The sequence below is a fragment of the Streptomyces sp. PsTaAH-124 genome (assembly GCF_000373685.1).
In the GTDB taxonomy this organism is placed as follows: domain Bacteria; phylum Actinomycetota; class Actinomycetes; order Streptomycetales; family Streptomycetaceae; genus Streptomyces; species Streptomyces andamanensis.
Genome location: NZ_KB892209.1, coordinates 257,598 through 283,163, shown reverse-complemented (window position 1 = coordinate 283,163; position 25,566 = coordinate 257,598). Strand labels below are relative to the sequence as shown.

Annotated in this window: 28 protein-coding genes; 8 read left to right on the top strand and 20 right to left on the bottom strand. The window is 75.1% G+C overall.

The window, feature by feature from the left end; translation table 11 throughout:
- Positions 1 to 3 precede the first annotated feature (3 nt).
- From B086_RS0138415 to B086_RS42170, 3 genes are all read right to left on the bottom strand, one after another.
- Positions 4 to 1,146 carry an MBL fold metallo-hydrolase gene (locus B086_RS0138415; RefSeq protein ID WP_078531328.1) on the bottom strand — a complete coding sequence of 381 codons (1,143 nt, stop codon included), beginning with the start codon at positions 1,144 to 1,146 and terminating at the stop codon, positions 4 to 6.
- Positions 1,143 to 2,399, bottom strand: a complete 1,257-nt coding sequence (locus B086_RS0138410; protein ID WP_026253215.1) for an aminotransferase class I/II-fold pyridoxal phosphate-dependent enzyme — start codon at positions 2,397 to 2,399, stop codon at positions 1,143 to 1,145. Before B086_RS0138410 ends, B086_RS0138415 begins: the two co-directional genes overlap by 4 nt.
- A 362-nt stretch (positions 2,400 to 2,761) precedes the next feature.
- Complete coding sequence (locus tag B086_RS42170) at positions 2,762 to 3,685, bottom strand: hypothetical protein (protein WP_026253214.1); 924 nt, start codon at positions 3,683 to 3,685, stop codon at positions 2,762 to 2,764.
- 336 nt (positions 3,686 to 4,021) lie between these two features.
- On the opposite strand from B086_RS42170, the gene B086_RS0138400 reads away from it, so the two are divergent.
- Entirely contained in the window at positions 4,022 to 4,405 is a 384-nt protein-coding gene (locus tag B086_RS0138400; protein WP_026253213.1) for a DUF2795 domain-containing protein, read from the top strand.
- A 60-nt stretch (positions 4,406 to 4,465) separates the two neighbouring features.
- The gene (locus tag B086_RS0138395; RefSeq protein ID WP_018571758.1) at positions 4,466 to 5,017 is read left to right on the top strand and encodes a type 1 glutamine amidotransferase domain-containing protein; all 552 of its coding nucleotides are present in this window, start codon (positions 4,466 to 4,468) and stop codon (positions 5,015 to 5,017) included.
- 147 nt (positions 5,018 to 5,164) lie between these two features.
- Here B086_RS0138395 and B086_RS0138390 read toward each other — a convergent pair whose 3' ends face one another.
- Complete coding sequence (locus B086_RS0138390) at positions 5,165 to 5,413, bottom strand: DUF6158 family protein (protein WP_018571757.1); 249 nt, start codon at positions 5,411 to 5,413, stop codon at positions 5,165 to 5,167.
- Between the two features lie 62 nt (positions 5,414 to 5,475).
- On the opposite strand from B086_RS0138390, the gene B086_RS0138385 reads away from it, so the two are divergent.
- Positions 5,476 to 6,594: a Vms1/Ankzf1 family peptidyl-tRNA hydrolase gene (locus tag B086_RS0138385; protein ID WP_018571756.1), complete on the top strand. Its 1,119-nt coding sequence runs from the start codon at positions 5,476 to 5,478 to the stop codon at positions 6,592 to 6,594.
- A 52-nt stretch (positions 6,595 to 6,646) separates the two neighbouring features.
- Here B086_RS0138385 and B086_RS0138380 read toward each other — a convergent pair whose 3' ends face one another.
- Positions 6,647 to 8,266, bottom strand: coding sequence for an ABC-F family ATP-binding cassette domain-containing protein (locus B086_RS0138380; RefSeq protein WP_018571755.1), 1,620 nt, complete (start codon positions 8,264 to 8,266; stop codon positions 6,647 to 6,649).
- Between the two features lie 70 nt (positions 8,267 to 8,336).
- Positions 8,337 to 8,996, bottom strand: a complete 660-nt coding sequence (locus B086_RS0138375) for a histidine phosphatase family protein (protein ID WP_018571754.1) — start codon at positions 8,994 to 8,996, stop codon at positions 8,337 to 8,339.
- Between the two features lie 99 nt (positions 8,997 to 9,095).
- Here B086_RS0138375 and B086_RS0138370 point away from each other — a divergent pair, with 99 nt between their 5' ends.
- Together B086_RS0138370 and B086_RS0138365 are read left to right on the top strand one after the other, a co-directional pair.
- The gene (locus B086_RS0138370) at positions 9,096 to 10,598 is read left to right on the top strand and encodes a bifunctional phosphatase PAP2/diacylglycerol kinase family protein (RefSeq protein ID WP_018571753.1); all 1,503 of its coding nucleotides are present in this window, start codon (positions 9,096 to 9,098) and stop codon (positions 10,596 to 10,598) included.
- Positions 10,599 to 10,736: 138 nt separating this feature from the next.
- Entirely contained in the window at positions 10,737 to 11,564 is an 828-nt protein-coding gene (locus tag B086_RS0138365; protein ID WP_018571752.1) for a class I SAM-dependent methyltransferase, read from the top strand.
- 88 nt (positions 11,565 to 11,652) lie between these two features.
- Here the strand turns inward: B086_RS0138365 and B086_RS0138360 are convergent, their stop codons facing one another.
- From B086_RS0138360 to B086_RS0138305, 12 genes are all read right to left on the bottom strand, one after another.
- Positions 11,653 to 11,934 (bottom strand): gas vesicle protein K, encoded by a 282-nt coding sequence (locus tag B086_RS0138360; RefSeq protein ID WP_018571751.1) that lies wholly within the window; start codon positions 11,932 to 11,934, stop codon positions 11,653 to 11,655.
- Positions 11,931 to 12,167 carry a gas vesicle protein gene (locus B086_RS41750; RefSeq protein WP_018571750.1) on the bottom strand — a complete coding sequence of 79 codons (237 nt, stop codon included), beginning with the start codon at positions 12,165 to 12,167 and terminating at the stop codon, positions 11,931 to 11,933. The genes B086_RS0138360 and B086_RS41750 overlap by 4 nt, the downstream gene beginning before the upstream one ends.
- On the bottom strand, positions 12,164 to 12,952 hold the full coding sequence (locus B086_RS0138350) for a GvpL/GvpF family gas vesicle protein (RefSeq protein ID WP_018571749.1): 789 nt from the start codon (positions 12,950 to 12,952) through the stop codon (positions 12,164 to 12,166). The genes B086_RS41750 and B086_RS0138350 overlap by 4 nt, the downstream gene beginning before the upstream one ends.
- On the bottom strand, positions 12,949 to 13,287 hold the full coding sequence (locus tag B086_RS0138345; protein WP_018571748.1) for a gas vesicle protein: 339 nt from the start codon (positions 13,285 to 13,287) through the stop codon (positions 12,949 to 12,951). The genes B086_RS0138350 and B086_RS0138345 overlap by 4 nt, the downstream gene beginning before the upstream one ends.
- The gene (locus tag B086_RS0138340; RefSeq protein ID WP_018571747.1) at positions 13,284 to 14,405 is read right to left on the bottom strand and encodes an SRPBCC family protein; all 1,122 of its coding nucleotides are present in this window, start codon (positions 14,403 to 14,405) and stop codon (positions 13,284 to 13,286) included. The genes B086_RS0138345 and B086_RS0138340 overlap by 4 nt, the downstream gene beginning before the upstream one ends.
- On the bottom strand, positions 14,402 to 15,100 hold the full coding sequence (locus B086_RS0138335; RefSeq protein WP_026253212.1) for a hypothetical protein: 699 nt from the start codon (positions 15,098 to 15,100) through the stop codon (positions 14,402 to 14,404). The genes B086_RS0138340 and B086_RS0138335 overlap by 4 nt, the downstream gene beginning before the upstream one ends.
- Positions 15,097 to 15,360 carry a gas vesicle protein GvpG gene (locus tag B086_RS0138330; RefSeq protein ID WP_018571745.1) on the bottom strand — a complete coding sequence of 88 codons (264 nt, stop codon included), beginning with the start codon at positions 15,358 to 15,360 and terminating at the stop codon, positions 15,097 to 15,099. The genes B086_RS0138335 and B086_RS0138330 overlap by 4 nt, the downstream gene beginning before the upstream one ends.
- Before the next feature lie 4 nt (positions 15,361 to 15,364).
- On the bottom strand, positions 15,365 to 16,135 hold the full coding sequence (locus B086_RS0138325) for a GvpL/GvpF family gas vesicle protein (RefSeq protein WP_018571744.1): 771 nt from the start codon (positions 16,133 to 16,135) through the stop codon (positions 15,365 to 15,367).
- Entirely contained in the window at positions 16,132 to 16,563 is a 432-nt protein-coding gene (locus tag B086_RS0138320) for a gas vesicle structural protein GvpA (protein ID WP_018571743.1), read from the bottom strand. Before B086_RS0138320 ends, B086_RS0138325 begins: the two co-directional genes overlap by 4 nt.
- A gap of 96 nt (positions 16,564 to 16,659) precedes the next feature.
- Positions 16,660 to 17,115: a gas vesicle protein gene (locus B086_RS43510; RefSeq protein WP_078509745.1), complete on the bottom strand. Its 456-nt coding sequence runs from the start codon at positions 17,113 to 17,115 to the stop codon at positions 16,660 to 16,662.
- Between the two features lie 236 nt (positions 17,116 to 17,351).
- Complete coding sequence (locus B086_RS0138310; protein WP_018571741.1) at positions 17,352 to 19,199, bottom strand: transketolase; 1,848 nt, start codon at positions 19,197 to 19,199, stop codon at positions 17,352 to 17,354.
- Positions 19,196 to 20,896, bottom strand: coding sequence for an NAD(P)/FAD-dependent oxidoreductase (locus B086_RS0138305; RefSeq protein WP_026253211.1), 1,701 nt, complete (start codon positions 20,894 to 20,896; stop codon positions 19,196 to 19,198). The genes B086_RS0138310 and B086_RS0138305 overlap by 4 nt, the downstream gene beginning before the upstream one ends.
- A gap of 195 nt (positions 20,897 to 21,091) precedes the next feature.
- On the opposite strand from B086_RS0138305, the gene B086_RS0138300 reads away from it, so the two are divergent.
- Positions 21,092 to 22,048 carry a TIGR03557 family F420-dependent LLM class oxidoreductase gene (locus tag B086_RS0138300; RefSeq protein ID WP_018571739.1) on the top strand — a complete coding sequence of 319 codons (957 nt, stop codon included), beginning with the start codon at positions 21,092 to 21,094 and terminating at the stop codon, positions 22,046 to 22,048.
- 77 nt (positions 22,049 to 22,125) lie between these two features.
- Here the strand turns inward: B086_RS0138300 and B086_RS0138295 are convergent, their stop codons facing one another.
- The gene (locus B086_RS0138295; protein WP_026253210.1) at positions 22,126 to 22,563 is read right to left on the bottom strand and encodes a phage holin family protein; all 438 of its coding nucleotides are present in this window, start codon (positions 22,561 to 22,563) and stop codon (positions 22,126 to 22,128) included.
- Positions 22,564 to 22,675: 112 nt separating this feature from the next.
- Here B086_RS0138295 and B086_RS0138290 point away from each other — a divergent pair, with 112 nt between their 5' ends.
- Complete coding sequence (locus tag B086_RS0138290; protein WP_018571737.1) at positions 22,676 to 23,023, top strand: VOC family protein; 348 nt, start codon at positions 22,676 to 22,678, stop codon at positions 23,021 to 23,023.
- Positions 23,024 to 23,051: 28 nt separating this feature from the next.
- On the opposite strand, the gene B086_RS0138285 is transcribed toward B086_RS0138290, so the two are convergent.
- Complete coding sequence (locus B086_RS0138285; protein ID WP_018571736.1) at positions 23,052 to 25,031, bottom strand: DUF5107 domain-containing protein; 1,980 nt, start codon at positions 25,029 to 25,031, stop codon at positions 23,052 to 23,054.
- Between the two features lie 184 nt (positions 25,032 to 25,215).
- On the opposite strand from B086_RS0138285, the gene B086_RS0138280 reads away from it, so the two are divergent.
- Positions 25,216 to 25,563 (top strand): DUF6204 family protein, encoded by a 348-nt coding sequence (locus tag B086_RS0138280; protein ID WP_018571735.1) that lies wholly within the window; start codon positions 25,216 to 25,218, stop codon positions 25,561 to 25,563.
- Positions 25,564 to 25,566: the final 3 nt, after the last annotated feature.

Below are 25,566 nucleotides of genomic sequence, written 5' to 3'. Positions count from 1 at the left end.
CGGTCAGGACGGCAGGACCGCCGAGGCGCCCACCGGGAGGTCCCACAGGTCCTCGCGGGCCAGACCGGCCCGGTGCCAGGCGGCGCGGACGCGCGTGAGGGGTTCCAGCACGGGTTCGGCGGAGAGCACGAAGGCGCCCCAGTGCATCGGGGCCATCCGGCGCGCGCCGAGGTCCTGGGCGGCGCGGACGGCCTCCTCCGGGTCGCAGTGCACGTCGCTGAGCCACCAGCGCGGGTCGTAGGCGCCGATGGGCAGCAGGGCCAGGTCGATGCCGGGGTAGCGGCGGCCGATGCGCTCGAACCAGTGGCCGTAGCCCGTGTCGCCCGCGAAGTACACGCGCTGACCGTCGGGCGCGGTGAGCACCCAGCCGCCCCACAGGCTGCGGCAGGTGTCGGTGAGGGTGCGCTTGGACCAGTGGTGGGCGGGCACGAAGTCGACGCGGACCCCGGACAGTTCGGCCGCCTCCCACCAGTCCAACTCGGTGACGCGGGTGAACCGGCGGCGGTGGAACCAGCGGCCGAGTCCGGCGGGCACGAACACGGGCGTGTCGCGCGGGAGCCTGCGCAGGGTCGGGGCGTCCAGGTGGTCGTAGTGGTTGTGACTGATGACGACCGCGTCGACGGGCGGCAGCGCCTCCCAGGGGACGCCGACGGGGGTGATGCGGGCGGGGGTGCCGACGATGCGGCGGGACCACACGGGGTCGGTCAGGACGGTCAGCCCGCCGATGCGCACCACCCAGCTCGCGTGCCCGGCCCAGGTGACGGCGACGGTGCGGTGGTCCACGCGGGGCAGCGGCCCCGGTTCGTACGGCAGCAGCGGGACGTCGGCCAGTCCCTCCCGGCCCGGCCGCACCGCGCCCTCCCGGGCGAACCGGGCGAGGGCCTTGAGACCGGGCAGCGGGGCGGTGAGCCGGTCGTGGAAGGCGCGCGGCCACACCCGCCGCTCCCCCAGCGGGCGCGGCTCGGCCAGCGGCGGGAACGGGGCGGGGGCACCGCCGGGGCGCGTGGCCGTGGCGGCGGCGGACGGGGGCGGGGATGGGGATGGGGATGGGGATGCGGGGGTGGTGGTCGGGGACGGGGGCGTGGGGGCGGTGGTCGGGATCGGCTCGGCGGTCGGGGTCGTGGTCGGCTCGGACTGCTGCGTCATCGAGGAGGCTCCCATCGCCGAGCATCGTCACGGAGACCGTCGAAGGCGGACCTCAAGGAGATCAACGCGCTTCGCGGGTGCGGCAGTTCCAGGGGATCGGGGCACGTGAGGCAGGCCGCGCGCTCCTCGTCCGTACCGCCGAGCAGGTCCGCGCAGGACAGCCGGACCCGCAGGGCTCCGAGGCCGTCCCCGAACCGGTGGCCGCCGGGCGCGGCGATGCCCAGCCGGGCGCCGAGGAAGTCCTCCAGCTCCTGCGCGTCGCCGACCCCGAGGGCGGTGAGCGCGGGACGCAGCGGGCCGAGGTCGGCGTACAGGTGGCGGCCCGCCTGCGGCGGCGGTGCCAGGGCGCCCGCGCCGACCACGGCGGCGTGCACGGCGCGGGCCACGCGCGCGTGCAGGCGCACGGTGGCGGCGCGGCGGGCGGTGACGGGCGCGGGTTCGTCCAGCGCGTAGGCGGCAGCGGCGGCGACGGGTTCGGCGATCCGGGCGTCCAGCGCGGTGAGGACGTCCAGCACGCGCGCGTGCAGGGCGTCGCCGGTGGCGCCGGCCGGGAAGCGGGCGAGCGCGGCGGGCCAGCCGCCCGGCAGGAAGGCCCCGGCGAGGTCGGTGACGACGGTGACCCGCTCGGGCAGCATCTCGGCGGGGCTGAGCAGCACCGTGCCGTGCGGCGCGTGCACGGTGTCGCGCCAGGTCTCGTCGGCCACCAGGTGCAGCCCCTCGCCCGCGGCGGCCTCGACGGTCTGGTGCAGCAGTTCCGGCGGGGCCACGGTGGCGGTCGGGTCGTCCGCGACGGACAGCACCAGCAGTCGCGGGTCCCCGCCCTCGGCGCGGACCCTGCGCACGGTCTCCAGCAGGGCGTACGGGTCCGGTACACCGCCGCTCCCGGCCGGTGTCGCGACGGAGAAGGCGGGCCTGCCGAGCAGCCGCGCGGACGGCGCCCACCAGGCGGCGCAGGGCCGGGGCACGAGGACGTCGCCGCCGAGCGCCGCGGTCAGGGCGAGCAGCAGGGAGGGTGCGCCGGGCGCGGCGGCCACCCGCTCGGGCCGGGTCGCTAGCCCGCGCCGCGCCCAGTGTCCGGCGGCGGCGTCCAGGAGCGCGGCGCCGCCGCCGATCGGCCGGTCGTGGCGCCGTCCCGCGGCGGCGGCCAGCGCCTCGCACAGCTCCGGCAGCACCGGCAGCCCGTCGTCGGGCAGCGCCGAGGGCCCGTAGCGCACCGGTCCGTGGCCGTGCCCCTCGGGGACCGTCCGCCGCATGGCCGCCACCTCCGCGCAGTCCCTGGTGCCGGGCCGGACACCGGGTCCGGTCCGGCTGCCGTGCCGGACACCGTGCCGTACCGCCGTGGTGCCGTACGGGCCCGGCGTGGTGCCGTACGGGCCCGCCGTGGTGCCGTACGGGCCCGGCGCCTCGGACGCGGCCCGTACGGCGGCACCCGGCCCCGCCGGTCCGCCGCCGCGTCCCGTGCGGAAGGCGACTCCGTACGGTCCGGACCGGCGCACCTGGCGTGCGGGTACCCCGGGGCACGGCGTCCCATCGGAGGCCGGTCGCGGCGCGGTGTGTGCGGCGGCCGTGGAGGGAGCGGTTCCGTGCGGGGGCATGCCGTGTCCTGCGGGCCCGGTCAGCCGTCCGCCCGCCTGCGCCGCCACATCCGGTGGGCGGCGCCGCAGAGCGCGATCGCGATGAGGACGCCGCCGCCGATCAGGGCGGGCAGGGAGGCGGTGAAGGAGCCGCCCGTACCGGCCTGCACCCCGTGCTCGGCCGCCGCCCCCCGGCACGGGTCGTCCGACCCCGGCCGGTCGTCGCCGCCGTCGTACCCGCTCCTGCCCAGGGCGCCGTCGGGTCCGCCGTCCCGGCCCGCGCCCGTGTCCCCGGCGCAGCCGGACCCCGGGGTGCGGCCCGGCTGGTCGCGCGGGGGCGTGTCGCGGCCCGGGGCCCGGGTGGCGGCCGCGTCCCGGCCGGGCGTACGCGAGGGCGTGGCGCGGGGCGCCTGGTCCCGGCCGTCCTGGGCCGGGGAGGTGCCGTGGGCGGGGTCGTACGCGTACGGGGACGGGCCGGTGACCGGGGCGCCGGGCACGGTGCCGATCTGGGGGCCGGTGCCGGCGAGCGGATCCCGGAGGGGGTCCGGGGAGGCCGCCTCGCGGGCCGGGTCGTGGGCCAGCGCGTCCTGGAGCACCGGGTCGTCGGCGGGGTCCTGGAGCGCGCCGTCGTCCCCGCCGGACCCGTCCGGCGGGTCGGGTACGAGGGCGGGGGCCGGGGCGGCCTCGCGGACTCCCGTACCCGGCCCGCCGTCCGGCGGACCGTCCTGCGCGGGCGTGGGCCCGGCCGCCGCGCCGCTCCGCGCCCCGGCCGCACGGACTCCGGCGCCCGTGCTCCGCTCCGTCACGGCTCCCTCCGCGAGGGCCGCGCCGGGGCCCGCCGCCTGCCGGACGGAGTCCGGGGGCACGGCCGGGGACACGGCGGCGGCCTGCGCGGCGGAGCCCGCTATGACCCCCAGCGCGGCCAGGACGGCGGCGGGCAGGGCGCGGGTGGCGGTACGGCGCATGGGCGGAACTCCTCGGACCGGCGGACGGCGGACGGTGTGCGGGTGAGGGGCGGACAGTGCGGCACGGGACGGACGGGGCCAGGGGCCCGGAAGGGGCGGGCGCGGTGGCCGTGCCTCTCCCTTCCGCCATCACAGCCCCGGGCGCCGCCCGGCGCGCGCGGCCGGGCACCATTCGCGGGACGGCGGCGGCCTATCGGGTGATCTCGCGCGCCGGTGGGCGGCGCGCGTCCCGGCGGGCGCCGCGAACTCCGGCATCCGGGCCGGAAAGGCCGTGTCGGCCCGGCGTGCACGGGTACGCGGCAGGCCATCCCCGACGATCTGGAGCTGGAGGGAGACATGCAGCGAGGCAGCGACCGGCTGAGTGTCCACCGTGACGAAGAGATGAAGCACGAGTTGCAGGGCCTGCTCCGGTCCGGTCACCCCACGCGGAGCGAGGAGTGGCACGACCCGGAGCCGACCGCCGAGGACGACCCCGAGGTGTGGGGCGGACCGGTGACCCCGGGCGGCTCCCGGGCCTCCCTGGAGACCGTGCGCCTGGAACTGGCCAGGATCCTCGGCCGCAGCGCCTTCCCGGCGGACCCGGGCGAGCTGGCCCGCGTACTGCGCCGCAAGAACGCGCCGGACGCGCTGGCCGACGCCGTGCAGCGGCTGCCGCGCCGGACGCGGTACGCCAACGTCCAGGAGCTGGCCGAGGAAGTGACCCACCACGAACGCGCCTGACGCCCGGCCGCCAGGCGGCCGAGAGACTCCGGACAGGCGACGGAAGGACTCCGAACCATCATGCGCATCGCTTTTCTGACCGCACCCGAGGGCGTGGAACAGGTCGAGCTGACCGAGCCGTGGAAGGCGGCCGAGGGCGCCGGGCACGAACCCGTGCTGGTGTCCACACGGGCGGGCGAGGTCCAGGGCTTCGACCACCTGGACAAGGCGGACACGTTCCCCGTCGACGAGGTCGTCGGGGACACCTCCGCCGACTCGTTCGACGCGCTGGTCCTGCCGGGCGGCGTGGCCAACCCCGACTTCCTGCGCACCGACGAGAGGGCCGTGGCGTTCGTCAAGAGCTTCTTCGACCGGGGCAGGCCGGTCGCGGCGATCTGCCACGCGCCCTGGACCCTGGTCGAGGCCGATGTCGTGCGCGACCGCGTGCTGACCTCCTGGCCGAGTCTGCGCACGGACATCCGCAACGCGGGCGGCACCTGGGTCGACGAGCAGGTGCAGATCTGCACGAACGGCCCGAACACGCTGGTCACCAGCCGCAAGCCGGACGACCTCAAGGCGTTCGACGCGGCGTTCCTCGACGTGCTCGCGCAGCAGGGGCCGAACGGCGGCTGAACCGGCCGTCGGCGCGGCGCCGACCGTGCCCGCCGTGCCCGCCGTGCCCGCCGCCCGCGGCCGTGCAGAACGGCGAGCGGGCCGGCGGGCACGGCTGTGCCGGGGTGCGCGCCGGGACACCGGGGCCGGGACGACGGGGCGGGGGCCTCAGCGCTCCCGCGCGCCCTCCCGGGTCCGCCCGGCCGCGACCAGCCGCCGCGGGTTGCGCCGCAGGTACTCGCCCTCCAGCTGGGCCATACGGCCGTTGTGGGCCCGCAGCGCGTCGTCGGAGCCGTACAGCAGGGTGTCGTGGCGCGTGCGGTGGATGGTCTCCAGCTCCTTCATGAGCTGCTGGTCGTCCAGGCGGCCCGGGTCGACTCCGGTCATGGTGCTGCCCCGCTCGTCGTGTTCGTCCATGCGGCCCGGGTACCCGCCCGGCGCACACCGCCACCGACCGGCATCCGATCCGGGAGGGAGCCATGGAGCTCGCCTTTCTCCATCCACTGTACGAACACCCGGGCCCCTGGGCCTCCGTGTACGTCGACACCTCCCGTCCCACGCAGGACAGCGCGCACGAGCTGCGTCTGACGGCGCGGGCGATGGCCGGTGACCTGGCGCAGCGGGGCGCGGACGGGGCGACCTGCCGGGCCGTCGAGGAGGCGGTCGAGGAATTGCGCCACTCCCCCGACCCGCACGGGCGGGCCTTCTTCGCCCGGTCCGGGACGGTCGTCCTTGACCCGCGTCTCGCCCGTCCGCCGCAGGGCGGCAGCCGGGCCGAGTGGGGTCCGCTGCCCCGGGTGGGGCCGCTGCTGGACCTGGCGGGCGAGGACCCGGTCGCGATCGTGGCCTACGTCGACCGCAAGGGCGCCGACTTCGAGCTGCGCAGCGCGCTGGGCCGCCGGGAGGCCGGCACGGTGACAGGGCGGCAGTGGCCCCTGCACCGCACCAGCGGTGCCGACTGGTCGGAGCGGCACTTCCAGCTGAAGGTCGAGAACACCTGGGAGCACAACGCCGCCGAGATCGCCGACGCGCTCAGCGTCTGCCAGGACGAGACCCGGGCCGATCTGATGATCGTGGTCGGTGAGCAGCGGGAGCGGCACGAGGTGCGCGCACGGCTGCCCGAGCGGCTGCACGACCGCGTGGTGGAGGCCACCCACGGCTTCGGGAGCAGGCTGCTGGACGAGGACGTGGAGCAACTGCGCGCCGAGCACGTACGCGACCGGATCGACGGGGAGCTGGACCGGTTCCGGGCCGCCCGCGCGCCCGACGACGCGGGCCGCGCCGGGGCCGTGGAAGGGGTGCCCGCGCTGGTCGAGGCGGCCCGCGAGCACCGTATCGAGGAGCTGCTGATCCGCCCCGAGGCGGCGGACGCCCACCGCGAGGTGTGGGTCGGCGAGGACCCGGACCAGCTGGCGGCGCGCCGCGGGGAGCTGCGGACGCTCGGCGAACGGCACGCGTGGGCGACGCGCGCCGACGACGCCCTGATCCGCGCGGCGGTGACCACGGACGCCGCGGCACTGTCCCTGACCCCGGTGGCCCCCCTGCCCGCGGGCGCCGCGCCGAGCGGCGGCCTGGGCGCCATCCTGCGCTGGCGGTGAGCCGCACCGTGCCCTTCCCGGACGCGCCGCCGGTCCGGCCGCGCGGAAGGACCTACCGCGCCCGCTCCACCCGCCGCTCGTCCCAGACCGGTTCCGCCGTCTCGCGGAGCCGGCCGTCGCTGCCGAAGACCAGGTAGCGGTCGAAGGAGCGGGCGAACCAGCGGTCGTGGGTGACGGCGAGGACGGTGCCCTCGTACGCCTCCAGGCCCTCCTGGAGGGCCTCGGCGGACTCCAGGTCGAGGTTGTCGGTGGGCTCGTCCAGGAGCAGGGCGGTGGCGCCCGCCAGTTCGAGCAGCAGGATCTGGAAGCGGGCCTGCTGGCCGCCGGAGAGCCGGTCGAAGGACTGCTCGGCCTGGCCGGTCAGCTCGTAGCGGCGCAGCCGGGACATGGCGGCGCCCCGGTCCTGGGAGTGCTCGGTCCACAGGATGTCCAGGAGGGTGCGCCCGGCCAGCTCGGGGTGGGCGTGGGTCTGGGCGAAGTGGCCGGGCTCCACGCGCGCGCCCAGCTTCCACGCGCCCGTGTGCGCGACGTCCCCGCCGGCCAGCAGCCGCAGGAAGTGCGACTTGCCGGAGCCGTTGGAGCCGAGGACGGCGACCCGTTCGCCGTAGAAGACCTCCAGGTCGAACGGTTTCATCAGGCCGGTCAGCTCCAGGCCCTGGCAGGTGACGGCCCGGATGCCGGTGCGGCCGCCCTTGAGCCGCATCCGGATGTCCTGCTCGCGCGGCGGCTCCGGCGGCGGCCCGGCCTCCTCGAACTTGCGCAGCCGGGTCTGGGCGGCCTGGTAGCGGGAGGCCAGCTCATGGCTGACGGTGGCGGCCTGGCGCAGGTTGAGCACCAGCTTCTTCAGCTGGGCGTGCTTCTCGTCCCAGCGCCTGCGCAGTTCCTCGAAGCGGGCGAAGCGCTCGCGCCGGGCCTCGTGGTAAGTGGCGAAGCCGCCGCCGTGCACCCAGGCGTCGGCTCCGGCCGGTCCCGGCTCGACCGAGACGATCTTCTCGGCGGCGCGGGCGAGCAGTTCCCGGTCGTGGGAGACGAACAGGACCGTCTTGCGGGTCTCCCGCAGCCGCTCCTCCAGCCAGCGCTTGCCGGGCACGTCGAGGTAGTTGTCGGGCTCGTCGAGCAGCAGCACCTCGTCGGTGCCGCGCAGCAGCGCCTCCAGGACCAGCCGCTTCTGCTCGCCGCCGGACAGGGTGCGCACCTGCCGCCACTGCGCCTGCTCGTAGGGCACGCCGAGCGCGGCCGTGGTGCACATGTCCCACAGGGTCTCGGCCTCGTAGCCGCGGGCCTCGGCCCAGTCGGCGAGCGCCTGGGCGTACCCCAGCTGGGCGGCCTCGTCGTCGACGGTCATCAGGGCATGCTCGGCCGCGTCGACGGCGCGGGCGGCCTCCCGCACGCGCGGCGGCGCGACCGACACCAGCAGGTCGCGTACGGTCGTCTCGTCCCGGACCGAGCCGACGAACTGGCGCATCACGCCCAGGCCGCCGCTGACGGTGACGGTGCCGCCGTGCGGCTTCAGCTCACCGGAGACCAGCCGCAGCAGGGTCGTCTTGCCCGCTCCGTTGGGCCCGACGAGGGCGACCACCGCTCCCTCGCCCACCCGGAAGGACACGTCGCCGAGGAGCGTCCTCCCGTCGGGCAGGTGGTACTCCAGGTGCGCGGCTTCCAGATGTCCCATGGTCACGCATTGTGCGGGCGCGCCCGGGGCGGCGGCAAACCCTTAACCGGTCAGCGGTCCGCGCACCCGGTCATCCGGCGTCGACCGGGCGGCCCGCGGGCCCGCCCTCGCGCGCGGGCGTGACGAGCGCGCCCGCCCAGGACAGCGCCCGCCAGCCGTCACCGGGCGAGCCCTCCAGGACGACCACGCCGGTGTTGCGCAGCGGGTGGGCGGCGGCGAAGTCCGCGTCCAGGTTGCGGGCGCGGACGGCGGTCCACAGGCGGATGGCCGCGCCGTGGCTGACCATGGCGACGGTCCGGGCGCCGCTGCCCGCGGCCTCGGCGACGACCGCGTCGTAGCGGGCCAGTACCTCGGTGCCGCTCTCGCCGCCCGGTCCCGGCATCCGCAGCGCGCGCTCGCCGTCCGCCCAGGCCAGGACCGTACGCAGGTAGAGCCGCCCGCGTTGGGTGTCGCCCGGTTCGCGCTCCAGGTCGCCCGCGGCCAGTTCGCGGATGCCGTCGCGGATGTGCACGCCGAGGCCGCGGGCGGCGGCGAGCGGGGCGGCGGTGAGCTGGGTGCGCACCAGGGTGGAGGCGTACAGCGCCTCGATGTCCTCGTCGGCGAGCGCCTCGGACAGCGCGGCGGCCTGCCGGGTGCCGAGTGCGGTCAGGCCGGGCCCCGGGGCGGCCGTGTCCAGCAGCGAGGCGACGTTGGACGGGGTCTCGCCGTGGCGGACGAGGAGCAGACGCATAGGTGGTCCCGGGTGCGGGGGCAGGGGCGTGCCGTGCGCGCCCGGGGCCGGGTCCGGCCCGCGCACAAGAAACGGCCGCTTCAGGGTATCGGTGCCTGTATGAGCCCAGATCTCGACCTCACCTCCCCCGCCGCCGCGGGCCGCGGCGCCCGTACCGGCCTGACCCGACTGCTCGCCGCGGACGCGTGGCTGTTCCGCGCGGCGGCCGGGCGCCGCTGGCCGGGCGCGGGCCCGGTGCTGCCCCGGCTGAGCCGGAGCGCCAACCACGGCGTGCTGTGGTTCGCGACGGCGGCGGCGGTCGCGGCCAGCCGCACCCCGCGCGCCCGCCGGGCCGCCGCACGCGGCCTGGCCTCGCTGGGGCTGGCCTCGCTGACCGTGAACACGCTCGGCAAGCGCTCGGTACGCAGGCCGCGCCCGGACCTGGGCCCGGTGCCGCTGGTGCGCCGGCTGGGGCGGCAGCCGATCACCACCTCCTTCCCGTCCGGGCACGCGGCCTCCGCCGCCGCCTTCGCGACCGGGGTGGCCCTGGAGTCTCCGGGCTGGGGCGCGGCGGTGGCGCCGCTGGCCGTCTCGGTGGCGGCCTCCCGCGTCTACACCGGCGTCCACTTCCCGAGCGACGTGCTGGCGGGCGCGGCCCTCGGCGCGGGGGCCGCGTTCGCCGTACGGGGACTGGTCCCGGCCCGCGCCCAGCTGGTGCCGCCCGCCCGGCCGCGGGCCGAGGTGCCCGCGCTGGCGGAGGGCGAGGGGCTGGTGCTGGTCGCCAACGACGCCTCCGGCACCTCGGACCGGGCCCGCGCCCTGCGGGACGTGCTGCCGAAGGCGGAGGTCGTCGAGTGCGCGCCGGAGGACGTCGGGGACGCGCTGGAGGAGGCGGCGGGCCGGGCCGTGGTGCTCGGTGTGTGCGGCGGCGACGGCACCGTGAACACCGCCGCCGAGACGGCCCTGCGCCACGGTCTGCCGCTCGCGGTGCTGCCCGGCGGCACGCTCAACCACTTCGCGTACGACCTGGGCGTGGAGGATGCCAAGGACCTGGGCCGGGCGGTGCGGCACGGCCACGGGGTGCGGGTGGACGTGGGCCGCTTCACCTCGGGGCGCGGGCAGGGCATCTTCCTCAACACCTTCAGTCTCGGGGTGTACCCGGAGCTGGTGCGGCTGCGTGAGCGGTGGACGGACCGGATCGGCGGCTGGCCCGCCGGGCTGCTGGCGGCGCTGCGGGTGCTGCGCGCGGACCGCCATCCGCTGGAGGCGGAGGTGCAGGGCCGCTGCCGTCCGATGTGGCTGCTGTTCGCCGGGAACGGCACGTACCACCGCATGGGGCTCGCGCCGGGCCGCCGCCTCGACCTGGCCGACGGGGTGCTGGACGTCCGGGTGGTGCACGGGGGCCGCAGGCCCGCGCTGCGGCTGCTGTCGGCCGCGCTCGCGGGCCCGCTGACGCGCTCCCCCGCCCACGCGGCCGTCCAGGTGCGCCGGCTGCGGCTGGCCGGTCTGGAGCCGGGCACCCTCCTCGCGTACGACGGCGAGGTCACCGAGGTGGAGGGCGAGGTGCGCCTGGAGAAGCTGCCCGAGGCGCTGACGGTCTACCGGCCGCTGCCCGACGCCTGACCCTACCGTCACTGACGCATCGTCAGTCCGGATGCCGAAACGCGGGTCTCATCATTCGGCATGCGCGCGTACCGTGATCCGTACCGCCCCCGGGCCGCGCGGCCCGTGCGGGGACAGGTCAGGAGAAGGGGTACCGCCATGCCGGAACCGCGGGAGACGGCCGTCTACACCCATGGGCACCACGAGTCCGTGCTGCGCTCGCACACCTGGCGCACCGCCGCCAACTCGGCGGCCTACCTGCTCGGTTCGCTCAAGCCGCACATGAAGGTCCTGGACATCGGCTGCGGCCCCGGCACCATCACCGCCGACCTGGCGGAACTGGTGCCCGACGGTCATGTCACGGGCGTCGACCGGGCGCCGGGCGTCCTGGAGCAGGCCCGCGCCACGGCGGCCGGACGGGGGCTCGGCAACGTCGACTTCGCCGTGGCGGACGTGCACGCCCTGGACTACCCGGACGACACGTTCTGCGTGGTCCACGCCCATCAGGTGCTCCAGCACGTCGGGGATCCGGTGCGGGCGCTGCGCGAGATGCGGCGCGTGACGCGGCCGGGCGGGATCGTCGCGGTCCGGGACGCGGACTACGCGGCGATGACCTGGTACCCCGAGGTGCCGGGGCTCGACGACTGGCTGGACCTGTACCGGCGGGTGGCGCGGGCCAACGGCGGTGAGCCGGACGCGGGCCGGCGGCTGCGCTCCTGGGCGCTGCGGGCGGGCTTCCCGGAGTCGGTGGTGACGGCGACCTCCGGCACCTGGACCTATGCCACCGCCGAGGAGCGGGAGTGGTGGAGCGGGCTGTGGGCCGACCGCACGCTGGCGTCGGCCTACGCCGAGCGGGCCACCTCCGGCGGCCACGCCACCGAGGAGGAGCTGCGGGCCGTCTCCGGGGCCTGGCGCGCGTGGGGGCGGCAGGAGGACGGCTGGTTCGCGGTCCTGCACGGAGAGGTTCTGTGCCGCAAGGAAGGCTGATTCCCCCGCGGACTCTCCGGCTTCCCCGGTCCCGGGTCGTCACCGGTCGTCACTGGTCATCACCGGTCGTTCCCGGGGCATTGCCGGGTCATTGCCGGGGAAGCAGCGGTCCCAGCGGCCCGAGGTCCAGGTTCAGGTCCTCGGGCCGCAGTCCGTAGCGGTCGCGCAGCTCGGCCATGCGGTCCTCCAGCAGCATCAGCGTCAGACCGATCCGCTCCTCCTGGTCCTCGGACAGGTCCCCCACGTCGAAGCGGCGCAGCGCCTGCCGCTCCATGAGCTGGCGCAGCAGCTCGACCACGGTGAGGACGAGTTTGACCAGGTCGCGTTCGACGGTGTCGGGTTCCAGCTCCAGACGCTTGCGCGCGCTCACGACGGTTCCTCCGGAAGTTCGACGGGCTCCTGCGGCCCTTCGACGGCCCTGAGGGGGCCGAACGGCGAGGGCACCTGTGCGTTCACCGAGCTGATCAGCGCGTTCAGGTCGATCCGGACCAGGTCGACGTCCGCGATCCGCAGGGTGACGTCGCCCGTGATGACGACCCCGCCGGCCAGCAGCCGGTCCAGCAGGTCGACCAGGGCGATCTCCCGGCGCTCGATGACGGTCATGGGTTCCCCCCGGCATCGCCCTCGGGGTTCTCCCCGGCGAACGAGTACGCCGCCCAGGGGCCCGTCAGTTCCACCCGCAGCCCCGGTGCCTCGTCCTTCGTGCGGTCCACGAGTTCCACGAACTCCTCGGAATGCGCGCGCGGCACCAGATAGGCGGCGTTGAGCACGTTCTGCCCGGCGGCGCCGGAGAGCGCGGGATTCTGCGGGGCGTGCAGCCGGGACTCCTCGGCGAACGCCGACAGCCTGCCGTGCAGCCGGGTGGCGAACGTCTCGGCCCGCTGCCAGCGGTCCTCGTGGGCCCGGGACTCCTGCCGCCGCTGCCGCAGATAGTCCCGGCCGGACGCGGGCCTGCGCCCGGCGCCCGCGGCCGCCGGCTCCTCGGACCGCTCGGGCTCCACATACACCTTGACGCCCCACTCCACCCGGCCCTGGAGGCGTTCCAGGGTCTGCCGGAAGTGCTCCTCGCGGGACTCGATCATCGCGCGCACCCCGCTGTCGTCCCGGAAGACCGTGGCCAGCCGCAGCGGGAGCGGGGTGGTGACGACGGTGAGCGCGTCGATGACGCCCTGATGGGCGCGGGCGGTGGCGGCGAGCCAGTCCAGGTCCTCCAGACGGGCGCGCAGCGCCTCCTCGGAGAAGTCCCGTTCCGGCACCTCACTGACGACGGCGACCAGGCCGTGGTGGGCCAGCGACTTGGCCGGCGCGCCCGCGACCCCGGTCAGCTGCGCCTGGAGGGGCGCGCCGAGGGGGCGGCAGACGGCGTAGACGTACCGCAGTCCCGTCATGGTGCCTCCTTGCGGACCGTGCTGCCCTGTTCCAGCTCCTCCAGACGCGCCAGCCGCTCGCGCAGCGCGGCGTTCTCCCGGGTGAGCTCGTCGCGGCGGGCCCGGGAGGAGAGCGCCGGGTCGCTCTCCCACCAGTCGATGCCCATCTCCTTGGCCTTGTCCACCGAGGCGACGACCAGCCGGAGCTTGATCGTGAGCAGTTCGATGTCGAGCAGGTTGATCCGGATGTCGCCCGCGATGACGACACCCTTGTCCAGCACCCGCTCCAGGATGTCGGCCAGATTGGCGCCGCTTCCCGAGCCGTACGGGTCCGGCAGCCTGCTCGGCGTCGTCATCGACGGCTCCCGCCCTCGGCGTACTCGTCGTCGTACTCCGCCTCGTCCTCGCCCTCGTACTCGTCCTCCGCCTCGTCCTGCGCGTCGCGCTCCTCCTCGTCCTCGGGCTCCTCTTCGTACTCGTCCTCCGCCTCGTCCTCAGGCTCGTACTCGTCCTCGGCGCCCTCGTCCTCGGGTTCCTCGTCCTCGGGCTCCTCCTGGTCCTCCTCGGTGCCCTCGGCCTTCTCCTCCTCGGCGACCGCGTCCTCGTGGCTCTGGACGACCTCGCCGTCGCGGATCTCCCCGCGCCAGCCGTCCTCCGCCTCGCCCTTGAGGGTGATGAAGCGGGCGAAGTTCTTCAGGTCGAGCCGGGCGCGGCGGCCCTGGGCCCGCCAGATGTTGCCGGTCTTCTCGAAGAGGCCGCTGGGGTAGTACTCCATGACCAGCAGGACGCGGGTCAGGTTCTCCTCCAGCTCGTGGAAGGAGACGACCCCCTTCGTGGTGCCCTTGGCGCCCTCCGACGTCCACTGGACGCGGTAGTCGGGGATCTGCTCGACGGTGTGGGACTTCCAGCTCCGGCTGGACCAGAAGATCTTCGCCTGCCAGTCGGAGTGCGTGTCGTCGGCACGGCTCGCGCTCTTGACGCCCTTGGCGAAGGTGCTGAAGTCCTGGAACTGGGTCCACTGGTCGTAGGCGGTGCGCAGCGGTACGCCGACGTCGACGGACTCGATGATGACGATCGGCTTGTTGCCGCCGCCGCGCTTGCCCTTGCCCTTGCCGCCGCCCAGGTTCTTCAGGGCGCCCGTCACGCTGTCCTTGGCGTGCGAGGCGCCCAGCTCCAGCGCGGAGCGCACCGGCCCCTTGCCCTCGGCGATCTTCCGGCCGCCTTCGAGGGCGAGGCGCGCGAAGCCGGGGCTGTTGCCCTCGGCGATGTCGTTGAGCTTCCCGGTGGTCTCGCCGAGCTTGCGGCCGAGGCCGGCCAGCAGCCGTTGGGCCTGGGCGGACAGATACTCCTGCGCCTCCGCCTTGAGCCGGTCGGCGGCCTCGCTGTGGGCCAGGTCGCCCAGCGGGCTGCCCTTGGCCGCCCCGGCCGCCGTCCTGCCCGCGGTCGAGGCCGCGGATCCCAGGGTCTCGGTCATCGTTCACCGCCGCCCTTCGCCGACCGGGACCGGGCGGTGCGAGGAGCCCGGCCGGACGCGGCCGTCTTCTTCGCGGCCGCCTTGCGGGCCGGGGCCGTCTTCTTCGCCGCCGCCTTGCGGGCGGGGGCCTTCTTCGCCGCCTTCTCGGCGGGCTCCGCGGCCGGTGCCTTGCGGGCCGCCTTCTTCGCGGGGTCCGCGGGGCTCTTCTTCGCGGGCGCCTTCCGCCGGGGCTGCTCCCGCCTGTCCTGCCGTGATTCCCGCCGCGTGTCCTGCCCGGGGTCCTCGTCGGCCTCGCGGCCCTCGCCGCGATCCTCGTAGTCGTCGTCGCCGTCGTCGTAGCCGTCCTGGCGCCCGTCCTCGGCACCGCCGTCCGGCACCACACCGGCCAGTTCGTCGCGCACCTGGGCCGTACGGCCGTGCAGCCGGTCGGCGAGTGCCGTCATCTGCCGCTCGACCATCGCCCCGGAGGCCGCCTTGCCGACGCCCCGCAGGTCCTGGCGCAGCTGGTCCCCGATCTCCTTGAACTGGGGGTTGTCCTTGAGCTGCTGGTTGAGCAGGTCCGCCAGGGCGCGCGGCCCGAGGTTCAGCTTCTTGCCCGCGACCAGACTGCCCACCGCGAAGGCGAGTTTCGCCTTCTTCGTCCGCCCCAGCAGATATCCGGCCCCTATCGCGAGGCCCAGTCCCACTCGGTTCATCGTGCCGTCCCCTCACCCGTCCCCGCGCCGCCGCGCAGGCCGATCTCCAGCCGGTCCAGAAGCTCGTCCTCCTGGCGGTCGAACTCCTCCTCGGTGATCTCCTGCGCCTCCAGACGCTCCTCCAGCCGTGCCAGCTCGGCCCGGACGGTGGCCGGGTCGTAGTAGATGCGCTCCGCCTCGCGCAGCACCTGTCTGATCGCCCAGGAGCTGCCGCGCGCCGGTGCGAACGGCAGCAGCAGCACCTCCGAGATCAGTCCCATGGCGTCACTCCGCTCCCGCGTCGGCTCCCGCCGCTGTGCCCGCGGGCTCGGCCGGGCCTGGCTCGACGAAGCTGTAGGGCGGCAACGGGCCATTGACGCGCAATTCGAGATGGGGCAGGTCCTTGCGGGCCTGTTCGGCGGCCTCCAGGAAGCCGGCCGCCTCGTCGCGGCCGACCAGGAAGGAGGCGTTGACGAGCCAGCCCGTGGACGCCGGGCCCTCGCTGACCGCCGCCGCGTGCGACTCGACCGCCCGGATCACCAGGGCGCCGTCCTCCGCCTCGCGGGCCTTGACGGCCGCGGCGACCATCTCGCCCAGCCTGATCTTGTCGTCGTAACTACCGCCCCCGGCCTGCCGGTTGGCCTCGGCCTGGGCCCTGATCTCCGGGTTGTCGGCCATCACGTGGTGCAGGACGGCCTCCTCCACATGGCTGGCCTTGATGTTGTACTCGACCTTGCCGTCCAGCGCCCGCAGGCGTTCCTTGTAGTGCTCGGCGCGCTCGGTGAGCACACCGGTGACGGAGTCGTCGTCCGGCGCGACGCTGCCGAACCGCATGGGCAGCACACAGCCGGCGGCGCCCGCCTCCCCGAGCACGCCCTGGTGGGCGAGGAGTTCCCGGCGCTTGGGGCGCAGGTCCTCGGGTGCGTCGCTGACCACGGCGGCCAGTTCGCCCGCCGTCAGCACGCGGACCGGCCGGGCCGGGTCGCCGATGCCGGTCAGTCCCTCGGGCAGCGCGGGGTGCGAGGCGGCGGTGATGCCGTAGACGTACGTGCTCACTCCTGCTCCTCCTTCCGGCGCGCCGAGGAGGTCCTGCGCGGTCGCGGACGGGACTCCGACTCGCCCGAGCTCTCGGAGCGGGCCTGCTTGAAGGCGTCGGAGACGGTCTGGGCGGCGCCGGACAGCGCCCCCTTGGACTTGCCGCGCGCGCCGGACTCGGTGACCTCACCGACGATGTCCGGCAGGCCCGGAGTCTTGTGCGGGCCCGACTCCAGGTCGAGCCGGTTGCACGCCTCGGCGAAGCGCAGATACGTGTCGACGCTGGCGACGACGACGCGTACGTCGATCTTCAGGATCTCGATGCCCACCAGCGAGACCCGCACGAACGCGTCGATCACCAGTCCCCTGTCGAGGACGAGTTCCAGTACGTCGTAGAGGCCGCTGCTGCCGCCTCCACCACCGGACGTCTGTGCCGGGACAACGGTCATGCCGACCGTGCCTCCTCTTCTCGTGTGAGGGTGTGTTTCCCGTAAGGAAAAAGGTGTGTTTCCCGTGTGAAAATGGAGTGCCCCGGGCCGCCCGGGTCAGCGGCCGCCGGACTTGCGGGCGTCGGACCGGCCGCGTTCGTAGCGGCTCAGCCGCCGGTATCCGGTGAGCTGGCCCTCGGGGTCGAGTGCGACCTCGTAGCTCGCCATCAGGCTCATCGTGTCGGGCACGCGGGCCAGTTCCAGGACCTCCAGCTCCAGCGACCAGCCGTCCCCGGTCCGCTCGAAACTCGTGACGGACTCCGGGGCGAGACCGGTCAGCTCGCCGAACTGGGCGCGCGCCTCGCGCAGCACCTCCATCGGCCGGGGCCGCGCCGGGGCCTGGTGGCCCTCGTGGTGGCCGCTGCCCGACTGCTGGGACTTCTGTGTTCTCTGAGGCTTCTGTGCTGTCCGGGATCCCCGGGGCTTCCGGGGCTCTTGTGGTTCCTGCGACTCCGCCGCGTTCTCCGGCTCTTCCGGATCCTCCGGCTCTTTCGGGGTCTCTGTGTTCGCCATGACCACCTCTCCTCTTCGTGTGGCCGCAGGTTCCTTGGCCAAACCTCAGTCACGCAGCGCATCCGGTCGCCGCCGGGCGGGGCCCGGCGCCCGGCGGCATGCGGGCAGCCCGGACCAGGGACGCGTCCGGGCGTGTTCGGCGGTGTGCCGGGCGGACTCCCGCAGCTCGTCGACCCCGCACCGCCGGCTGCCGGCGGTGCGGGGTCAGGCACGACTGGTCGTGCGGATGGTTCAGCTCACTGCACCACCGCTTCCTCCACCAGGAGCCGGGCGGAGGCGGCGATGGACTCCGCGTCGATGCCCGCCGCGTGCAGCTGCTCGGCGGGCGTGGCCGAGCCCGGCATGCTGCGCACCGCGAGCCGGACCAGGCGGGGCACCGGGCGGCCGTCGAGGAAGGCGTCGAGCACCGCGTCGCCGATGCCGCCCTCCTCCCGGTGGTCCTCGACCGTGAGCAGGCACCCGGTGTCCTCGGCGGCCTCGCGCAGGGTGGCCCGGTCGACGGGCTTGACGGAGTACAGGTCGACGACGCGCACGGGGATGCCCTCCCGGTCCAGGGAGTCGGCGGCGGAGAGCGCCTCGTGCAGGGTGACTCCCGCGGCGACGATCGTCAGCCGGTCCCGGTCCGAGGAGCGCAGCACCTTGCTGCCGCCGACCGGGAACTCCTCGTCGGGCCCGTACAGCACCGGGCTCTCGCCGCGCGAGGTGCGCAGATAGCGGATGCCGTCCAGGCCGGCCATGGTGGCGACGAGCCGCGCGGTCTGGTTGGCGTCGCACGGGTAGAGCACGGTCGAGCCGTGCACGGTCCGCATCATGGCCAGGTCCTCCAGGCCCATCTGGCTGGGCCCGTCCTCACCGATCGACACGCCCGCGTGCGAGCCGTTGAGGTTGATCCCGGAACCGCTGACGGCGGCCATCCGCACGAAGTCGTACGCCCGGGTCAGGAACGCGGCGAACGTGGAGGCGTACGGCACCCAGCCGCGCCGGGCCATGCCGACCGCCGTGGCGACCATCTGCTGCTCGGCGATGTAGCACTCGAAGTAGCGGTCGGGGTGTTCCTTGGCGAAGAACTCCGCGCGGGTGGAGTCGCCGACCTCGCCGTCCAGGGCCACCACGTCGCCGCGCGCGGTGCCGAGCGCGGCCAGCGCGTGTCCGTAGGCGTCGCGGGTGGCGACCTGCTCGCCGCGCTCCCAGCGGGGCAGTTCGAGGCTGCCGTCGCCCACGGCGTGCAGGGAGCGCGCGGAGGGCGGTTCGTGCACCTGGACGCGCAGGTCGCGCGGGCCGCCGAGTTCCTCGATCGCCTCGTCGGGGTCCTTCAGCGGCTTGCCGTGCAGACCCTCGCGGTCCTCGGTGTCCTTGACGCCCTTGCCCTTGAGGGTGCGGGCGATGATCGCGGTGGGCCGGCCCCTGGTGGAGGCGGCCTCGCCGTAGGCCCGGTCGATCGCGTCCACGTCGTGGCCGTCGATCTCGACCGTGTGCCAGTCGAAGGCGCGGAAGCGGCGGGCGTAGGCGTCCAGGTCGTGGCCGTGCCGGGTGGGACCGCGCTGGCCGAGCCGGTTGACGTCCACGATCACGGTCAGGTTGTCCAGGTGCTCGTACCCGGCGTGCTCGGCGGCCTCCCAGATCGACCCCTCGGCCAGCTCGCTGTCGCCGCACAGCACCCAGACGCGGTAGTCGGCGTGGTCCAGGCGCTTGCCCGCCAGGGCGATGCCGACGCCGATGGGCAGCCCCTGGCCGAGCGACCCGGTGGCCGTCTCCACCCACGGCAGCCGCTGCGGGGTGGGGTGGCCTTCAAGGCGGCTGCCCAGCTTGCGGAAGGTGAGCAGTTCGTCGTCGTCGACGGCGCCGGCCGCCTTGTAGGCGGAGTACAGCAGCGGGGAGGCGTGTCCCTTGGACAGGACGAAGCGGTCGTTGCCGGGGTGTTCGGGCCGGTCGAAGTCGTAGCGCAGGTGGTGGGCGAGCAGGACCGCCATCAGGTCGGCGGCGGACATGGAGGACGTGGGGTGCCCGGAGCCCGCCGCGGCGGCGGCCCGCACACTGTCGACGCGCAACTGCTGGCCGAGGTCGACGAGTTCGGCGTGGTTCATGAGTCTCCTTCCGCGGGGATGTCGGCCCGCTTGACCGGGCCGGGGGCCGGGTGGTGCTCGTGGTGCACGGCCGGGCCGGGGTCGGGGCCCCTCGGGCCGTGCCGCCGGGCGGACCGGTTCGGCACGGGCTCCCGGCCGCCCTCCGGGGGTCTCTTCGTACGGGTCCCGGGTCCGGTCCGGCCGGACCGGGGGCCGGTCTCCGGCGCCCGTGCCGGTGCCGTGGTGTGCGGTGCCGGTTCGGCGCCCGCCAGTTGGGCCTTCTCGGTGTTGTCGATGATCTCGGTGACGCTCTCTCCGTCCCCGCCGTCTTCTCCACCCTTGCCGCCCTCGCTGTCCCTGCTGTGCCTACTGTCCTTGCTGTCCTCGCCGGTCCCAGCGCCTCTGCCGCCCGGCCCGCCGCCCACCCGGGCCAGTTCCGGGGAGGCGGTGTCCAGCGGCACGGACCAGGACCGTACGAGTCCCAACTGGACGGCCTGGCGCGGCAGTACGCCGCCCAGCAGCCAGTCGGCGGCCACCCGGACCCGGTTGCCCGGCATCGCGGCCAGGTGGTAGCCGCGGGTGACGACGGCGGCCGGCAGCCCGGACAGCGGGAGGCCCAGCGGATCGGCGGCGGCCCGCGCACCGCCGAGGTCCACGACGAAGCCCAGGTCGCGGTGACGGTAGGGCCGACGCGCGCAGGCGCCGAGCGAGGCGGCGACGTTGATCGCGGCGATCCGGCCGTGCCGCCAGGCGTGCTGGGCGGTCATCGGGGTGACGGAGCCGGGGTGGTGGGCGTCGGGCACGGCCGCCGCGTCGCCGCAGGCGAACACCTCGGGCCGCCCCGGCACCTGGAGGTAGGGGTCCACGACGATCCGGCCGCGTTCCAGGTCCTGCCCGATGCTCTCCACCAGCGGGTCGGGGCGGACGCCCACGCACCACACGAGGGTGCGGGTCGGCACGAACCCGCCGTCCGTCAGCAGCACCCCCTCATGGGTGGCCTCCTGCACGGAGGTGCCCATGCGCACCTCGACGCCCCGGTCCCGCAGCGCCCGGTCGGCGGTGCGCGAGAGCCGCTCGTCCAGCTCGGGCAGGACGCGCTCCGCGATGTCCAGGAGCAGCCAGCGGGGCCGCGTCCCGCGGTCCGGCGGGCGCTCGTGCGCCTGCGCGTCGGTGTACATCTTCCCGTGCGCGGCCACCTCGGTCCCGGTGTAGCCCGCGCCGACCACGACGAAGGTGCGGCGGGCGGCACGGAGCGCGGGATCGTCCTCCGCGGCGGCCAGTTCCATCTGGCGGGTCACGTGGTCGCGCAGGTACAGCGCCTCGGGCAGGCCCCGGAAGCCGTGCGCGTGCTCGGCGACACCGGGGACCGGGAGCAGCTTGTTGACACTGCCGACCGCCAGCACCAGCCGGTCGTAGCCGAGCGTGCCGGGATCACCCTCGGGTCCGGTGAAGTGCACGGTGCGCGCGTCCAGGTCGACCCGGCCGGCCTCGCCGAGCACCAGGCGGACCCCGGGCAGCCCGGCGGAGAGCGAGACGGCGACCCGGCGCGGCTCCAGCACCCCCGCGGCCACCTGGGGCAGCAGCGGCACGTACAGGAAGTAGTCGGTCGGGTTCAGCACGGTGATGTCGGCCCTGTTCCGGGACATCCGGGACAGGGTCCGGGCCGCGTGGAAACCGGCGAAACCGGCGCCCACGATCACGATGCGGGGTCGACTCACGGTTCGCCTCCGGCGCTCTCGCGTACCTGGAACGGAGCTTTCCGCGTCCCCCGGGCCGGGGCACCCAAACGTGCGGGCGGCCCGGCGCCACGCGCTCCGGCGGCCCGTGCCCGGTGCCCCCGCGCCGGTTTCCGGCCCCGCGCCCGGGTACTCGGGTGCGCGGTCCCGCCCGCCCCCTTCGTGGAGGTTCGCCCCATGCCCGAGTACGGCTACTTCCTGTCCTGCGAGCAGTACGGCCCGGCGGAACTCGTCGAGCAGGCCAGAATGGCCGAGCAGGCCGGATTCGAAGCCCTGTGGATCTCCGACCACTACCATCCGTGGAACGGCGCGCAGGGTCAGAGCGCGTTCGTGTGGTCGGTGATCGGGGCGCTGTCCGAGGCGGTGTCGCTGCCCGTCGAGACGGCGGTGACCTGTCCCACGGTGCGGATGCACCCGGCCGTGGTGGCGCAGGCCGCGGCGACCGCCGCGGTGATGGCCGAGGGCGGCTTCCGGCTCGGTGTGGGCACCGGGGAGGCGCTCAACGAGCACATCCTCGGCGACCGCTGGCCGCCCGCGCATGTCCGCCTGGAGATGCTGGAGGAGGCGATCCAGGTGATGCGCCGCCTGTTCACGGGCAAGGAGGTCAACCACCACGGCACGCACTACACGGTGGAGAACGCCCGGCTGTACACCGTCCCCGAGGAACCGGTGCCGATCGATGTCTCCGGCTTCGGCCCGAAGGCGACCTCACTCGCGGCGCGGGTGGGCGACGGGTACATCACGATGACGCCGGACGAGGAGATGGTCACGCAGTACCGCAAGGGCGGGGGCGGGGCCAAGCTCGTCAGCGGCGGGACGAAGGTGTGCTTCGGGCACGACCGCGAGGAGTGCGTCCGCACCGTGCACCGGCTGTGGTACAACGAGCAACTGCCGGGCGAGATGGGCCAGGTGCTGCCCACACCCCGCCACTTCGAGCAGCTGGAGCCGCTGGTCACCGAGGACATGGTCCGCGACAACGTGGTGTGCGGCGACGACGCGGACCAGCATGCGGCCACGCTGCGGGAGTACGCCGACGCGGGCTTCGACCGGGTGTACGTCAACCAGATCGGCCCCGACCGGCGCGGCTTCTTCGACTTCTACCGTACGAAGGTGCTGCCGCAGCTCCCGCACTGACGCGCCCCGCCCCCGGACATCAGTCGATACTGACGGGGGGGCGGGGCGGACGCCGGATGCTGCTGTCGGGGTGCCGCTCAGGACACGTCGTCTCCCCGGGTGTGCGGCGGACGCGGCACGGCGGGCGGGCTCGGCGGCATCGGCGGCACGTGCGAGGCCGCCGGGTGCGGCGCACGGGCCGCCTCCGGACCGCCCGCCACCCCCGCTGCCGCTGTTCCCGGTGCCCCCGGCCGCGCGGCGCGGCGCAGCGCATAGGCCGCCGCGCCCAGCACCGCCGCCGTGATCAGGGCGGCGGCCCAGCCGGGCAGTCCGATCGCGAGGGCCAGTCCCACGGCGAGCGCGACGGCCGCGCCCGCGTACAGGGCGACCGCGCCCGACGCGGCGTACAGCAGGGCCGTACGGCGCTGCCTGCGGGCCTGCTCGCGCAGTTCGTCGCGCACCGTCTCGCGTGCCACCTGCGCCAGTTCGTCGACCAGGTGCTTGTCCAGATGCTCCATGTGTTCGAGGCGCTCCATGGAGCTGCGGGTACCCGCACAGGGACGCGTCACGCGTGGCCGGTCCGGCGGTCCCGCGGCAGTCGGCGCAAACGATCTCCGCCGGGCCGGGCGCCCAACTAGGCTCCCTGGCATGGAGATTCTGGGAACCAGCCTGCGCGTCTGCGTCGACGACCTGGAGACCGCCGTCCCCTTCTACGAACGCCTGGCGGGCACCCCCGCCCTCCGGTTCGGACGCGGCGGGGTGAAGGTGGCCGCGGTCGGCTGCTTTCTGCTGATGAGCGGCCCCGCGGCCGAGCTGGAGGTGCTGCGCAAGGTGTCGGCGACGATCGCCGTGGCGGACGTCGAGGAGGCGGCCCGGGTGCTGACCTCGCTGGGCGCCCGGGTGATCGCGGGCCCGGTCGGCACCCCGGCGGGCCGCAATCTCATCGCCGTGCATCCGGACGGGTCGGTGTACGAGTACGTGGACCGCCGCGGCTGACCGGCACCGGGGCGCCCGCCCACGGCGGTCAGTGCGACGACGGCCGCATCCGGAAGTCGTGGCGCTCCGGCAGCGGTGTGCCCACCGCCCGCTCCCACACCCGGCCGATCCGCTCGTCGCCCTCCCTGAGGTCGGCGACCTCGAAGCCGTCCTCGAAGACGGCACGGGCGCGCTCGCGGTGCCCCTCCGCGAGCAGCAGTTCCGCCTCCAGCAGCCGGAACCGGCCGCGTGCGCGGGTGGCGGCGGGCAGCCGGTCCCACACGGAGCGCGCACCGGCCGCCCGGCCCGAGTGCAGCAGCGCCTCGATCGCCTCGCGGCCCAGGGCTGCGAGGGCGACGGCGGCGCTGACGTCGCCGTCCTCCCCGTCCTGCCCGGTGGCGGCGCGGCACAGGTCGTCGAACGCCTCGGTGTACCGGTCGGCGGCCCGCTCGTGGTGGCCCGCCTCCTGGTCGGCGACGGCCAGGCAGCGCAGCGACGGCCAGCGCAGCGCGGCGCGTTCGAGGGCGCGCTCCCAACTGCGCACCGCCTGCGCGCGGTCGCCCGCGTGCCACTGGGCGACGCCGAGGTGGTACTCGGCCAGCGGACCGGCGGGCGCCGTCTCCAGCAGGTCCCGCCAGTGCGGGGCGACCAGGCTCTCGCCGGGCGGGTCCTGCCGGTGCCGCTCGGGGAAGGAACCGGTGCGCAGCAGTTCCCGCCAGGGCTCCTGGGCGGCGCCGAGGGCGGACTCGGAGAACGGCGTGCCGGGCAGCTTCCAGCCGGAGCGCAGGACTTCGAGCGCGCCCCAGCCGGACCCGGCGCTGAGGATCTCCTCCGGTTCGGTGTCGGCGTACGGCCGCCAGGCGGCGTGGGCGGCCTCGACGGCCGCGCGCGGCAGGACCGCTTCGAGACGCTCCTCGGTGCACCGTACGGCGGCGTCCCACTCCCCCGCCGGGGCGGGCGCGTCGAGCGGTCCGTAGGACTCTAGCCACGCCACCTCGCTCTCCGGCTCCAGGCGTACGTGTTCGAGCTGGGTGCGGGCCAGTCCGGCCTGGATCTCGCAGTAGCCGCCGGTGCCGGGCTCGGTCAGCCACTGCTGCCAGCGCCGTCCGCCGGGCCCCGAGCCCCAGACGAACAGCTTGCGCCCGCGCAGCGCGTCGGTGGAGGTCTGCACCAGACCGGTGCCCTCCTCGTCGAGGGCGGCGATCCAGCGGCGGCGGCCGTCGGGCACCTCGTAGAAGTAGTCTGCGGCATAAGGGCTGTTGAGGGGGTAGGTGCGGTCGGCGCCGTCGTGCTCGGGGACGGGGACGCGGGTCAGGCGGCGTTCGTAACCGAAGTGCCACGCCTCGTCGGCGGGGGCGAGGACCCGGCGCTCCTCGGGGACGGCGATGTTGGACCACCAGTAGGTGGGCACGGGCCGCTCGTGCGGGTTGCGGACGCGGACGCCGACGTGCAGGAAGTCGGAGCCCTCGGGCAGCCACAGGTCCACCTGGAACGGCAGGTCGCGCAGCCGCTCCCACTCCCACAGGCGCAGCATGGCGCCGCCGTCCGGGGCGGGGAGGCGGGCGGCGTGCACGGGTGCGCAGGACAGGGTGGTGTGCCCGGTGGCGCCGATGTTCCACTCGATGCCGCCGGAGAACCAGGCGCCGTTGAGGGCGAAGTTGGCGGGCTGCAACACCGGGTTGCGGTAGAGGAGTTCGCGGCCGGTGGGCTTGTGCACGAGGGAGGCGATCCGGCCGCCGAGGCCGGGCAGGACGGTGGCGCGCAGCCGGTCGTTCTCCAGGACGAGGGCGTCGACGGCGGCCGGCCGCCGGGTGCGGCCGTAGCCGTCGCGGATCCGCGCGGGCAGCAGGCTGTGCAGGGGGGCGTAGCCGATCTGCCGGGCCATGTCGTGCGGCAGGCCGGCCCGGTCCCGGTCCTCGATGCGGTGCGCCTCGTCGAGCGGGCGCAGCGCGGGCAGCGGGTTGTCCGGGCCCAGCGGTGCGGCGGGGAGCGTCAGTACCTCGCGTCGGATCGTCGTCACGATCACCATGGAACCCGGTGAGCGGGGAGCTGACCAGGGGCGGCACACGTCAGGATTGCGCAAAGCGTGCGGGCGGGCCGTGCCGGGCGGCGCGGAAATCCCGTGGGCCGCGGCCCGGCGGGCGACGTACAGTCGGGGCTTCGGCCGTGCCCGCGCGCGCGGGCACGCACGGCACCGAGGAGCACGGGACGCGATGAGCGAGCAGCACACCTACCGGGTCATCGTCCGGGGTACCTGGGACGGACTGACCGACGAGGCGCGGGCGCGGCTGCTCGCCGAGGCGGGCGACCACGGCATGACGAGCATGCGGTTCACCGAGGAGGGTTCGCTGTCCTACGAACCGGTGCCGCTGAAGCACTTCTCGATGCGCTACGTGGTGGTGTCGGACGCCGCGGACGGCGAGGAGATGGCGGCGGCGCTCGCGGAGGACCGCGCGGAGGGTGCGCTGCGGGCGCTCGGCTGCGGCTTCCGGGACCTGCGCTCGACCGTCACCGACCTGGACACGATGAAGATCAACCGGAAGCCCGCGTCCCGGCTCTGAGCG